Source organism: Arenibacter certesii DSM 19833, from assembly GCF_000429545.1.
Lineage (GTDB): Bacteria > Bacteroidota > Bacteroidia > Flavobacteriales > Flavobacteriaceae > Arenibacter > Arenibacter certesii.
In genome coordinates this window covers 23,224-36,654 of sequence record NZ_AUCB01000015.1, presented here as the reverse complement: position 1 = coordinate 36,654, position 13,431 = coordinate 23,224, and the positions used below count along the sequence as shown (strand labels likewise).

Genomic DNA, 13,431 nt, shown 5'->3' with positions numbered 1-13,431 from the left:
AAGCGCTTAGGATATAATTAATTTCTTTAAATTAGTCTGTCTCTTTAAAAAGGCAATTCACTTTTGTAGTCATAAATTTTTTAGCTCAAGAAATTTTAATTACGCCCTATTCCACTAGAAGAGAGGAAAAAGGTAAAACCATAAATAAAACTTTGATTAATGAAACTTTACCGAATTCCTTTCGTATTATTCCTCATATTTTCTTTGCAAATATTCTATGGACAAGAGGCTTCCGATATTTTTAAAAAACTGGATGAAATCGCAATTGTTGAACAAAAGGTAATGATGCCCATGCGAGACGGTGTTCGTCTGGCAACTGATATTTACAGACCTAAAATGAATGAAAAAGTGCCTGTTATTTTTTCGCGTACCCCGTACAATTTTAATACTTGGGTAGATGGCGAACGCCGGACCCGAACTGCCGAACAAGCTTATGAAGCGGTTAAACGTGGTTATGCCTATGTGGTACAAAATGAACGTGGAAGGTTTTTCTCCGAAGGGGAATGGGATATTTTGGGACTGCCGCTCACAGATGGATATGATGCTTTTTCTTGGATGGCAGATCAGTCTTGGTCTAATGGAAAAATAGGAACTTATGGCTGTTCTTCAACAGCTGAATGGCAAATGGCAGTTTCTGCTCTTGATCATCCATCACATGCCGCTATGGTACCACAGGGATTTGGAGCAGGAATTGGCACTGTCGGTAACATCCAGGAACAGGGGAACTGGTATCGTGGGGGTGTAGAACAGCTTCTGTTTTTCTCTTGGTTATACGGTGTAGAGCATGATAAATTTAAACCTAGGATACCCGAGGGGGCTACCCAGGAAGATTTAATCCGAATTTCTAGATTTTATGACCTAGCTCCTAAAAACCCAGTGATAGACATGGAAGAGGCACTTAAGCATTTGCCTCTTCAGGATATCGTAAAAAACATGAATGGGAAACGCGAAATTTTTGATAGAATGGTGGTTCGGAAACCAAACGATCCAGCCTGGTATGAAGGGGGCCTTTATCACGATACTATGGAAATAGGCGCCCCAAGTTTTTGGTTCGCCTCTTGGTACGATGTTTCCATTACCCCAAATTTGGCATTGTTTAACCATGTTCGCAATAATTCAAAAGACGCCGAGATCCGTGAAAATCAATATTTAGTAATTGCACCCACTTTGCATTGTGCCTTTACCCGTGCAACTGAAAACACTATAGTAGGACAACGCAGTGTAGGTGATGCGCGTTTAAATTATGAGGAACAGATCTATGGGTGGTGGGATCTTTGGCTTAAAGGAGAAAAGAACGATTTTAAGGCAAAAACTCCTCGAGTGCAATATTATACAATGGGTGCTAACGAATGGAAGTCGGCAGATGAATGGCCGCCGGCAGACTCTAAAATGGTTACGTATTATCTAAATAGCAACGGGGATGCCAATACCGTTAATGGCAATGGCACCCTAACAAGGAAGCGGGCTTCCAATGATAACCCCGATGCCTTTATTTATGATCCCATGGACCCAGTGAGTTCTTTGGGCGGCAATGTTTGTTGCACTGGAAATGCCGTGGAAGGTGGTGCTTTTGATCAGCAGAAGTTGGAAGAACGCTCCGATATCCTTGTGTATACAACCGACGTTCTTAAAGAAGGGACAGAAGTGACCGGTTTTATTGAATCTACCCTCTACGTTTCTTCGGATGCTAAGGATACAGATTTTACTATTAAGCTAATAGATGTATACCCCGACGGTACGGCGTACAACCTTGACGAAACTATACAGCGTGTGCGGTATAGGGAAGGCTATGATAAAGAAGTATTCATGGAAGAAGGAAAAGTATATAAAGTAGATTTAACACCAATGTCCACAAGTAACTATTTTAAAAAAGGCCATCGTATTAGAATTGAGATTTCAAGTAGTAATTTTCCGCGTTTTGCACGCAATCTAAACACCGGTGGAAATAATTATGATGAATCCGAAGGCGTTATAGCCAAAAATAAAGTGCATCACTCTAAAAAATATCCTTCGCAAATACGGTTGCCTATCAGATGATTTAATCAATAATAGTATTATTCAGAATTAGTTTTTTTTGATGAATATTGGTGCTTAAGCTTATATGAAATATAAATAGGGGCCTAAATTTAACATTTATAACTTACCTCATTTTTTAAATCTATTTAAAAATGTTTTGTTAGGTTAGTAATTTAAGAGGTACTGTGCTATTTTTAATGATTTTAAAATTAATAGTGAATTGTCAGGAATTTTTAATGACCCTAATTTGCTATTACTAAAAAGTTCATTGCTCAAGCAGTACAAATATTCAAATTACAATGTCATCACAATTCATGGGTTTAGCACGATATTTTTTACTTTTTCTTGTCATAATTTCTTGTAAACCCTCATTTAAAGAGCCTGTCATTTCTCTTGACGATTATACTCTGGAAGATGGTTTTTCGTTGGAGGTTGTAGCCTCAGAGCCACTCCTAGTTGCACCTGTGGCCTTGGATTTTGATGATAAAGGTCGAATTTGGGTAGCAGAGATGCCTGGTTTTATGCAAAATTTGGATGGTACCGGAGAAGAGTTGCCTACAGGGTCTATTACGATATTAGAGGATTTGGATAAGGACGGGATTATGGATCATGCCAAACCCTTTTTAGACAGTCTAGTTATGCCGCGGGCTTTGGCTTTGGTTTATGGGGGGCTATTATATGTAGAGTCGCCCAATCTATGGTTCGTGGAAATTGAAGAGGATAAACCTACTAACAGGGTATTAGTAGATTCACTATATGCAACCGTAGGGAATCCAGAGCATCAACCCAATGGGTTAATGATGAACGTGGACAATTGGATATATAATGCTAAATCTAACTTCAGATATCAGCGAAAAAACGGAGTTTGGAAGAAAGAACCTACTACCCAAAGGGGACAGTGGGGAATTACCCATGATAATTTTGGCCGACTCTATTACAACAATAATTCTACCCAATTAATGGGAGATCATGTTCTGCCAAATAGATTGGTGCGTAATAAGTATATGGTGCCAAGACATGGTGTAAATCAAGTGCTTACCAAAGACCAGCGTGTATATCCGCTACATGCTGCATCGGTAAACAGGGGTTATGAGAAAGGGGTGCTAAACCAAGATAGTCTGCTGATGCATGTGACAGCTGCTTGTGGCCCCTTGGTGTATAGAGGGGGGTTGTTTCCCGATGGTTATGACCAAAATGTTTTTGTGTGTATCCCAGAAATAAATGCCATCAAAAGAAATATTACTACCTTTAAAGATGGCATGGTAGAGGCTAAACAGGCATGGGAGGGAAAGGAGTTTTTAGCTTCAGTTGATGAAGGGTTTCGACCCGTAAACCTCTCCAATGGGCCAGATGGAAATATGTATGTGGTAGATATGCATCGGGGAGTAATACAACACTATGCATTTTTAACCCCCTACCTTAAAAAAATATCGGCAGAAAAACAGTTGGATACGATTTTGGATTACGGTAGGATTCTTAGGATTAAAAATTCCAATGCGCCAGAAACCAAAACTGTGGACCTCAGTACATTATCGGAGAAAGATCTAGTGAATTTATTGGGCAGTAGTAATGGATGGATCCGAGACCGTGCCCAACAATTATTGATTCATAGGCGCAACTTAGCTCTTGTTCCTGAACTTAAGAAACTGATAGAGGATAGCAGCAACCCTCTGAGTCAGATACACGCACTATATACCTTGGAAGGTTTGGATGCGCTTAATTTTGATGTGTTGCACGAAGTGGTGTTAAGTTCTAGTGCTGAGGTAGCGGCACATGGTTTGGTGTTGATGGAGAATTTTGTAGAGGAGAGAAATCTACCTGTGGCTTATGATCTTTTTAAAGAACTTTTAAAAAGGGATGAGGTTGCTTTGGACATGTACCTGGCCTCCACTGTAGGTATTTGGGCTAAGGAAAATAAAGAGCTGTTTTTCCCAATTATTGATGAATTAATAAAAAAATACCAGGAAAATAAAATAGTTCATGAAGCTATAATAAGTGGTGCCGAAGCTGTGATAGATCCATTAGAGGTTTATTTAGGGGAGAAAGGTGTTAATGAGGAGTCGGATATGAGTTCAATGATAGCTGTGACAAGGGAGCGGAAAATTAATGACAAGCCTAATTTTATTTATTCTAAAAAATTACCGCAAACGGATTCTAGAACCAAGGGAGCAACCCTTTTTAGGCAAATATGTGCTTCTTGCCACTCTCCTAGTGGGGAGGGTATTGCCGGATTAGCACCTCCTTTATTGGGTTCCGAATATATTTCTACGCATTTGGAGCAATTGGGATTAATAATGCTACATGGTCTAAAAGGACCATTATTAATAAATGGTGAAACCTATGATGAGGGGCATCAAATGCCTGGCCTAGTTAACAATCGGGATATTTCTGATCAGGATATTGCAGATATGATTTCGTACGTAACCAATGCTTTTTCTAATAGGCCTAGATCTTTGAAGGCTTCTAACATAAAATCACTTCGTGACCAAAAATCAAAAAGTGGTATGGAGTTTACGGAGGCAGAATTAAGAGATTTGATCGATGCTGATCATTAGCAAAATATTGATAGATCTACTGCTGTTCTGCAAGATAGTTATGAGATAGCGTATTATAAGATAGTATAAAACACATTTAACGCCCTTATGAAATGAAGAATTTTTTGGATGATGATTTTTTATTGCAGAGTGATTTCGCTAAAAGACTATATCACGATTATGCCAAAGACTTACCTATTATAGATTATCACAACCATTTGTCGCCTAAGGAAATAGCGGATAATCATCAGTTTCAGACTATAAGTGAGGCGTGGTTGGCTGGTGATCACTATAAATGGAGGGCCATGCGTACAATAGGTGTAGATGAAAAATATATTACAGGAAGCGCTTCTGACAAGGAGAAATTTGTGCATTGGGCCGCTACCGTTCCTTTTACGGTTAGAAATCCATTGTATCATTGGACACATCTGGAGTTGAAGCGGTATTTTGGTGTCCAGGAATTGTTGGGACCTAATACAGCAGAAGGTATTTATGAAAAAACCAATGCGCAATTAGTAAATAAATCCCATTTCACACAAGGCTTATTGCAACAACAGCAGGTAGAGTCGCTTTGCACTACGGATGAACCAATAGCTACCTTGGAATACCATAAAAGTATTCAGGAGCAGGGAGTTTCACCAAAGGTCTATCCTACCTTTAGACCGGATAAGGCTTTTGCAATAGAAGGAGGAAAAGCTTTTTTGCAGTACTTGGAGCAGTTGACTGAAGCTTCTGGGATAGCGATTAATAGCTATGAGGATTTGCTATCTGTTTTGGATAATAGGATTCAATATTTTCATGATCATGGCTGCAGATTGGCAGACCACGGTTTGGAACAATTGTACTTCTTTAAAGAAGGAAGCTATAATTTAAAAGATATTTTTCTAAAGGTTAAGAATGCACAAACTATTTCTCAAGAAGAGGTGCATTATTTTAAAGCCCAGGTATTGTTATTCTTAGGAAGAACATATCATAAAATGGGATGGGTGCAACAGTTTCATCTCGGGGCCATTCGTGATAATAATAAAAGACTCTTAACAAAATTGGGGCCCGATACTGGGTTTGATTCCATTGGGGATTTTTCCCAAGCGAGGGCTTTAAGTGGATTTTTAAATGCTTTGGATAGTACTGATCAATTGGGGAAGACCATCATTTATAATCTTAATCCTGCCGATAATCCGGTTATTGCAACCATGATAGGTAATTTTAACGATGGATCCGTAAAGGGAAAAGTGCAATTTGGATCGGGCTGGTGGTTTTTGGACCAAAAAGACGGCATGGAAGACCAAATGAATACCTTGTCTAACATGGGGCTGCTAAGCTGTTTTGTGGGGATGTTAACCGATTCACGCAGCTTCTTATCGTTCACTAGACACGAATATTTTAGAAGGATATTGTGTAATCTTATTGCCAAGGATGTGGTAAACGGCGAATTGCCTGCGGATGAAAAGTGGCTGGGCAAGATTGTTTCGGATATCTCTTATTATAATGCAAAGTCCTATTTCGAATTTAATAAATAGACCTAACTACTGTGGTCTCTAATAGGGCACTGTATGTTAGGGTAGTATAAAAAATGCGCATCCAAATTAGATGCGCATTTTTTTTGAAATAGCTATTTTTAGTTAAATCATCAAGGTTTGCCAATTGGGCTGTCATCAGCTTTTAGGTCTCCAACAACATATTGCAGGCCATCCAGAAAGAATTGGAGTAGTTCGGGATTGTCCATGCTCTGCGCATTATGGGAAGGAGAGCTATAAAATACCCTTCCCTTTCCATGTCGCTTTATCCAAGAAACATATACTTTATTATGTTTTACTTCATGTCTTACATCTTCCAATTTATCTGCTTCTATATATAAAAGCGGTCGAAAGTTATAATCAAAATAGGCATTCTTAAAAAAATAAGGTTCGTCTTCGTGGATAAATCCCTTTCCTTTGAAAGCTTGTACCAATACGTGGTTGGGGTCTACTTCTTTTAGGTGCATTTCCTGTTGTTTGGGGTGATAATCAAAACTTCCTCCTGTCATTGCGCTAAATTCTTCAGAGTTGTTCTGAACTGTGATTGCTCCATGTAGAATCATTAGTCCACCTCCTTTTGCTACAAAATCTATTAGGTTTTTCTCGTAATCAGCCGCCAATTTTGCTATCACTGGCTCGGAAAGGCTACTGTTCTTTTTTAAAAGGTCCCAGAACAAATCGCGCTTAGGACCGGCAGGATTGGAATTGTTTAGGACGATGGCATCATATTTTTTAAGGTTTCTTTTGTCAAAGCTATCAATGTCGTATGCAATGGTAATCTCAAAGGCGCCTGTTTTATTTGCTAAAATTTTTAGCATTTCATTGTTGTGTGGGGTAGTCCAATGATAAAAGCCGGTATGTTGTGAAAAGACAAGCACTTTTTTTGTACTTGCTTTAACGCGGGGAGCGGTAGGAGCCATACGTTCTATATTGGCTAGCCATTGGTCGGTTATAGGAAAAGACTCCAAGCTTTGCGCCCATAGTGAGCCGATAAAAAGAAGGGTTAAGCTAGTTAAGATTGTTTTTTTCATAATTGGTATTTATTGTTTTTGAGTAGATTCTCGTATTATTAATTGGTGTCTTAGCGTGATAGTGTTGGCAGATTGAAAATTGATGCTACCATTTAAATGACTTATAACACTTTGGCCTGCCAAAACTCCCATCTCATATCCAGGGTAGTCTATGGTGCTAAGGCTAGGGGTAACTAATTCTGAAACTGGATCGTTATTAAAGCCGATTATTTTAAGGTCTTCTGGAATATTATAGCCTTCTATGATTAAATTTTTTATAAGGTGTGCAGCAAGCGTATCGTTAGCTACAAAAACCCCATCAATTTGTTTTGCTGATTTTTTTATGTGATTAATTACCTCACCAATAGAAGTTGGGTTGAGGTCAGATTCTAAAATATTAGCTTCTTTAAACACTAATTCGTAATTGGCAAGAGCGTCTTTAAAGCCTTTAAATCGGTCTGAATATACATTTCTTTTTTGGTTGCCACCCACATAAAGGAGGTTCTTACAGCCTTGTTGGATTAAATGTTCCGTTGCCTCATATCCGGCTAGCCTATTGTTTATGATTAAAGTTGCGCAATTGGGTAGATTGTGCACTCTGTCTAAAAAAAGCAGCGGGACTTTATGTTGGATAAAAGGAGTAAAATGGTCAAAACTAGATGTGTCGTATGCTAGTGATACGATTAAGGCATCAACACTATTATTAAAAAGGGTCTTGGCATTTAATTTCTCTTTTTCCATGGATTCCAAGGATTGGTTTATAATTAAATTATAGCCGGCCTCGTTTACTATTTTCTCTATCCCAGCTAGTATAGTGGACATAAAGTTGGAGTTTAATCTAGGCACAATTACGCCTATGGTATTGGTCTGCTGCTTGCTGAGGTTGGCGGCAAATTTATTGGTCTTATAGCCAAGTTCATTTGCTTTGGCAACTACCCGATCCTTTGTTTTTTGGCTAATGGATGGATGGTCGTTTAGGCTTCTACTTATGGTACCAGCCGAAACGCCAAGAGTTTTAGCTAAATCATAAATCGTAATTTTTTTACTCATGTGGTTTTTGTTGCATAATCCCCGAAACAATATTACGCAATTATATGTATTTAATAAAGTTGTGAGTAAATTTTAAGGAAAATATATTGTAATATGCGAATACATCGCCATTTTTATTAGTAATAATTGATTTATTGGTTAAATTATATAAGTTATTGTGAGCAATCGGTTGCGTATTAGGGTGCGATTAATTAGATTTGTTTAGTATGCAAGTATGATTTGACCCATCATGGACTAACTACATATCAATAACCAACCAACTTTAAACATTTATATATGAGAAATTTATTAAAAAAAGTTAGGTGCAGGCCCCTAATTATTACGACACTGCTGTGTACACTATTTTCAATGTCCGTTTTAGGGCAAGATGGTTTTATGGTTTCAGGTTCTGTAGTGGATGAATCTGGTGTGCCTCTTTCAGGAGCATCAATTATTGAAAATAACACTTCCAATGGTGTAGTAGCTGATTTTGATGGTAATTTTAGCTTTGAGGTGGCAAATAGAAATGCCACTTTAACTATTAGTTATATAGGCTTCGAAACCCAAGAAATACCAATAAATGGCAAATCTGAGATTAAGGTTATTATGCATTCTACCGCATCTACCTTGGATGAGGTTGTTTTAGTGGGATATGGTGCAGTAAGAAAGAAGGATCTTACTGGCGCCATTTCACAGGTGGATGCGGCTACACTCTCCGATCAGTCCACTAACTCTGTAACTGATGTGTTGCGCGGTAATGTAGCTGGACTGAGTATAGGGTTGTCTTCCTCTCCAAAAGGTACAAGTCAGATTAGGATACGTGGTAACAACAGCCTTTCTGCCGGTTCCAGTCCATTAATTGTAGTGGACGGGATGATTTATAATGGAGATTTATCCGATATAGCGCCATCGGATATTGATAAGCTTGACGTAATGAAAGATGCAAGTTCTGCGGCGGTTTATGGAGCAAGGGGAGCTAGTGGGGTAATTTTGGTAACCACAAAAAGAGGTACTAGTGATAAACCAACCATTAACATAAATACGAGTGTGGGGTTGGCAACGGATGCCTATAAGGAAAGACCTTATGATGCTCAGGGATATGCAAGTTGGAGAACTGAGGTTTTTAAAAGTATAAATCCCCAGAATACGATAGATAATCCAGGAAGATATAATAATCCTAACAATTTGCCATCTGGTGTAACCTTGGATCAGTGGTTAGCCTATGACGGTTCTGCGGGTGATCCCACTAGGGCCTGGCTGAATAGAATTGGATTTCAAGATGTGGAAATACAGAATTATTTAGAGGGGAAAAGTATTAACTGGTACGACAGGATAATGCAGACTGGTTTTCGTAATGATATAAATACTAGTATCTCTGGGCGGAACGGAGGGTTAAACTACTATTGGTCTATTGGGCGAACCTCTAATGAAGGTATTGTTAATGGGGAAAAATTTGAGGCTTTACGATCGCGATTAAACTTAGATGCCAAAATTACAGATTGGTTAACCGTTGGAATGAATACCCAGTTTGCGAAACGCGATGAAGGTTTCATTGCAGCAGACCGTATTCAAATTGAAAGGTCTTCACCATGGGGTTCAGAATTTGATGATAAGGGCAATATCCGCTTAAGTCCACAGGATGATAATGGTGCGGGTGCTGTTAACGCATTTTTAGGCCAAAAATTTAACGATCGGATAGACTTAGATCATACCTTTAATTCCAGAGTTTATGCAAAATTAGAGTTGCCTTTGGGGTTTTCTTATGAAATAGGATACACCAATCGTTTGGAGTTTCAAGAATATTACAACCACGCTTCTGCCTCCAGTCCCGCAAATGTAGTAGGTTCGGCTGAAAGGCAAACGACCAAAATAAATGAATGGCAATTAGATAACATTCTACGTTGGGAAAAGTCGATAGATAAGCATTCTTTTAATGTAATGTTACTAGTATATGGCGAGAAGTACCAGAGTTACTTTACCCGTGCTAAGGCAAATACCTTTGAGCCTAGCGATGCACTGGGGTATAGTGCATTGGAGCTTGGCACTGTGCAAACAGTGGACAGTGAAGATGTAACAAGTACAGGTGATGCCATAATGACAAGGTTAAATTATAATTATGATTCCCGCTATCTCTTAACTTTAACCACTCGTAGGGATGGTTACTCTGCTTTTGGCGCCAATAATAAAAGAGCATATTTCCCTTCGGTAGCTGCAGCTTGGACCATTTCCAATGAATCTTTCTTTAATTCCGAATTTGTGGATTTCTTAAAATTTAGATTGTCTTATGGAGAAAATGGAAATAGGGATATTGGTAGGTTTACCGCTTTATCGCGACTTGGTGCTGACAAATATTTAAATGTTGACGCTGGAGGAAATGTTATTACTGTCCCAACATTTGATAATCAGACCCAAGAAAACACGGAGTTGAGATGGGAGCGAACAAAAGCGACCAATCTTGGATTGGACTTTAGTTTGGCTAACGGCGTTTTTGAAGGTTCTATTGAAGCGTATCAAAATATCACCAACGATTTAATTGTTACGAGACAATTGCCAAATATTATTGGTTTTAATAATGTAGTAACAAATCTTGGGGAAATAGAAAATAAAGGTCTAGAATTTACATTAACGACCCAAAATTACAATAGGGAAAATTTTGTATGGAACACCAGTTTTAATTTCTCATTGAACAGAAATAAAATAAGGAAACTATATGGCGATATTGGTGAAGATGGGAAGGAGTTGGATGATATTACAAATCAGCGTTTTATAGGACAAGCCTCCGACGTTATTTGGGGACAGGAAGCAATTGGAATTTGGCAAATCAATGAAGCTGCGCAAGCTGCAGAGTATGGTGTTTTCCCAGGTGACTGGAAAATAAGAGACGTAGATAATAGTGGGGATTTTACCGTGGATGATAACGTTTTCCAAGGGCATAGGTCACCGCGATTCAGTTGGGCAATGTCCAATAAATTTACGCTGCTAAAGAATATTGATTTTTCCTTTGAGGTATATTCCAATTGGGGTCAAAAAAGAGTTTTTAATGAAGCTAAAAACAGAAATGGGTTTATAGATAGGACTAATTCTGTTCAAACTCCTTACTGGACACCTGATAATCCAATAAACGATTATGCCAGATTGTTTTCAAGCGATGGTGGTTCCAATTTTGCTATTTGGAGAGATGCTTCTTTTATTAGGTTAAGTAATATTACTGTGGCGTATAGATTTCCAAAACCAATTCTAGAAAAGTTGTCCCTGCAGAGCTTACGGGTTTATGCAAATGCTAGGAATATTGCGGTTTATGCACCACATTGGGACTTTTATGATCCAGAGCCTACCAATATAGATGGAAGAAATTCCAATGGGTCAACCGATCCAAGTTTACCTACGCCGAGGTTTTTCACATTCGGAATAGATTTAAGTCTTTAATAATAAAATTTTAGCGATGAGAAATATAATATATAACTTTCGAAAAGTCTTCATGGGCTTTGCCATTATTGTTTCCATGACCTTTATTGGTTGTGAGGAAGAATTTTTGGATGCAGAACCGCAATCTTTTTTTACACCGAGTAATGCCCTGAATACACCAGAGGGATTAAACAGTCTTTTGTCTCAGGCCATGAGAAACTTAAGAGCCGAATTCTACGGAGATGGTGCACCTATGATTACGGAGAATATCTTTTCTGAAGTCGCTGTAGAAGGTACAACTGATAAATCAGGTCCTGCCCAGGACTTAAATTTATTGATTTTGCCCGATGCCAGACTCAATAGTGCGGACGCAAATAGAATTGGTTGGTTTTGGGAGGAATTCTATAAAGGCATTAAATATGCAAATACTATAATTGGAAGATTGGATGATGCTGAATTTGAAAGTGATGCCCAGAAAAATGATATTTTAGGGCGTGCCATTTTTCACAGGGCATATAGGTATTATAGGTTAACACAACAATTTGGAGATATCCCGCTGATACTGGAGGAGATTACAACCCCTCGATTAAATTTTGTATCCACCAGCAGGGAAACTATTTTAAGAAAAATGCAAGAAGATTTAAATATGGCAGTTCCCATGGTAAATGCAGTAGCCAATAACGGGGATGTCAATAAGGATGCGGTATTGCATCTATTAACCAAAGTTAATCTTGCTTTGGGCGACTTTGACGCGGCTATAGCCTCATCCACACAAATAATAAATGGAGGTACACATTCTCTTGTCACTAATAGATTTGGTATTGACGCCGCTAAGCCGGAGAAAGATGTTACTTGGGATTTGCACCGAGTAGAGAACAAAAGTATCCCGGGGAATACAGAGGGAATATTGATTGTGGTAGATAGGTTAGGCTATGAGGACAATGGCGACTATAATGGCGGCACAAGTATTCAAAGGCAAGCAGTGCCTTTATGGTGGCGTTTTATCAATACCCCAGACGGTCAGAATGGCATGTCTGATACTCCAGGAATTCATATAGATCAAGTTACTACAATAGGCCGGGGAATTGGTAGAAATAGAGGTACACATTATAGTACCAAGGCCATTTGGAAAAATTCAAATAACGATCAACGTCATAAGGTGGGTAACTGGTACGATATGGAAGATTTGGTTTACAATGCCCCTAGTTTGCAAAGCTCCGGAAATTCATATTATGGAAAGAATTTAGAGTTGTATTTGCCCGATGGCACCGCACTTTGTTCAGATACAATCAGAAATTGGTATGGCTTTCCGCATTATAAGTTTTTTGTTCCAGACCCTCTTAATGTTAAACCGCAGGGAGGTCATGGTGATTGGTACGTTTACCGGATAGCTGAGACGTATTTGCTGCGGGCTGAGGCGTACTTCTGGAAAGGTAATTTAGGGGCTGCTGCAGAAGATATTAATGTGGTGAGAAGAAGAGCAGAGGCCGATGAGATTACTGCTGCAGATGTAAACATTTCCTATATTTTGGATGAGCGTGCTCGGGAATTGTATTACGAAGAGGGAAGGAAAACAGAACTGACGCGTATTGCTTACATTTTTGCGAAAACAGGAAAAACAGCATATAATGGTAAAACCTATACTTTGGATAATTTCTCCACCAGTAATTTTTGGTATGATAGAATTATGGAGGTTACAGATTTTTATAATAAAGGAGTGAAAACAATTCACGGTGATGAGTATACAATGAGTCCATATCACGTACTTTGGCCTATTCCCGCCTCCGCAATCAATGCTAATACCCAAGGAATAATAAACCAAAATATAGGATATCCAGGAGCGGAAAATAATATTCCGCCGCTGACAACTATTCCGGAGCAACAATAATTAACGGCTTTTTCTTAAATTCGATCACACAA

The 13,431-nt window shown here is 38.7% G+C and carries 7 protein-coding genes; 5 read left to right on the top strand and 2 right to left on the bottom strand.

Annotated elements, in window-relative coordinates:
• The first annotated feature begins 159 nt into the window (after window positions 1-159).
• The 3 genes from G466_RS0109285 to uxaC all read left to right on the top strand — a co-directional run bounded on the left by G466_RS0109285 (window position 160) and on the right by uxaC (window position 6,070).
• Entirely contained in the window at window positions 160-2,037 is a 1,878-nt protein-coding gene (locus G466_RS0109285) for a CocE/NonD family hydrolase (RefSeq protein ID WP_026813411.1), read from the top strand.
• A gap of 278 nt (window positions 2,038-2,315) precedes the next feature.
• Entirely contained in the window at window positions 2,316-4,571 is a 2,256-nt protein-coding gene (locus tag G466_RS21720) for a DUF7133 domain-containing protein (protein ID WP_229797196.1), read from the top strand.
• 92 nt (window positions 4,572-4,663) lie between these two features.
• Window positions 4,664-6,070, top strand: a complete 1,407-nt coding sequence (gene uxaC, locus G466_RS0109275) for a glucuronate isomerase (protein ID WP_026813410.1) — start codon at window positions 4,664-4,666, stop codon at window positions 6,068-6,070.
• A gap of 110 nt (window positions 6,071-6,180) precedes the next feature.
• Here the strand turns inward: uxaC and G466_RS0109270 are convergent, their stop codons facing one another.
• Entirely contained in the window at window positions 6,181-7,098 is a 918-nt protein-coding gene (locus G466_RS0109270; RefSeq protein ID WP_026813409.1) for a ThuA domain-containing protein, read from the bottom strand.
• 9 nt (window positions 7,099-7,107) lie between these two features.
• Window positions 7,108-8,127: a LacI family DNA-binding transcriptional regulator gene (locus G466_RS0109265; RefSeq protein WP_026813408.1), complete on the bottom strand. Its 1,020-nt coding sequence runs from the start codon at window positions 8,125-8,127 to the stop codon at window positions 7,108-7,110.
• A gap of 276 nt (window positions 8,128-8,403) precedes the next feature.
• Between G466_RS0109265 and G466_RS0109260 the strand changes: the two genes are divergently transcribed.
• Together G466_RS0109260 and G466_RS0109255 are read left to right on the top strand one after the other, a co-directional pair.
• Window positions 8,404-11,532: a SusC/RagA family TonB-linked outer membrane protein gene (locus G466_RS0109260; protein ID WP_026813407.1), complete on the top strand. Its 3,129-nt coding sequence runs from the start codon at window positions 8,404-8,406 to the stop codon at window positions 11,530-11,532.
• Between the two features lie 16 nt (window positions 11,533-11,548).
• Window positions 11,549-13,399, top strand: coding sequence for a RagB/SusD family nutrient uptake outer membrane protein (locus G466_RS0109255; RefSeq protein WP_026813406.1), 1,851 nt, complete (start codon window positions 11,549-11,551; stop codon window positions 13,397-13,399).
• Window positions 13,400-13,431: the final 32 nt, after the last annotated feature.

Coding starts and splice junctions, on each gene's coding strand:
- G466_RS0109285 (WP_026813411.1), top strand. CDS start 160: ATGAAACTTTACCGAATTCCTTTCGTATTATTCCTCATATTTTCTTTG.
- G466_RS21720 (WP_229797196.1), top strand. CDS start 2,316: ATGTCATCACAATTCATGGGTTTAGCACGATATTTTTTACTTTTTCTT.
- uxaC (WP_026813410.1), top strand. CDS start 4,664: ATGAAGAATTTTTTGGATGATGATTTTTTATTGCAGAGTGATTTCGCT.
- G466_RS0109270 (WP_026813409.1), bottom strand. CDS start 7,098: ATGAAAAAAACAATCTTAACTAGCTTAACCCTTCTTTTTATCGGCTCA.
- G466_RS0109265 (WP_026813408.1), bottom strand. CDS start 8,127: ATGAGTAAAAAAATTACGATTTATGATTTAGCTAAAACTCTTGGCGTT.
- G466_RS0109260 (WP_026813407.1), top strand. CDS start 8,404: ATGAGAAATTTATTAAAAAAAGTTAGGTGCAGGCCCCTAATTATTACG.
- G466_RS0109255 (WP_026813406.1), top strand. CDS start 11,549: ATGAGAAATATAATATATAACTTTCGAAAAGTCTTCATGGGCTTTGCC.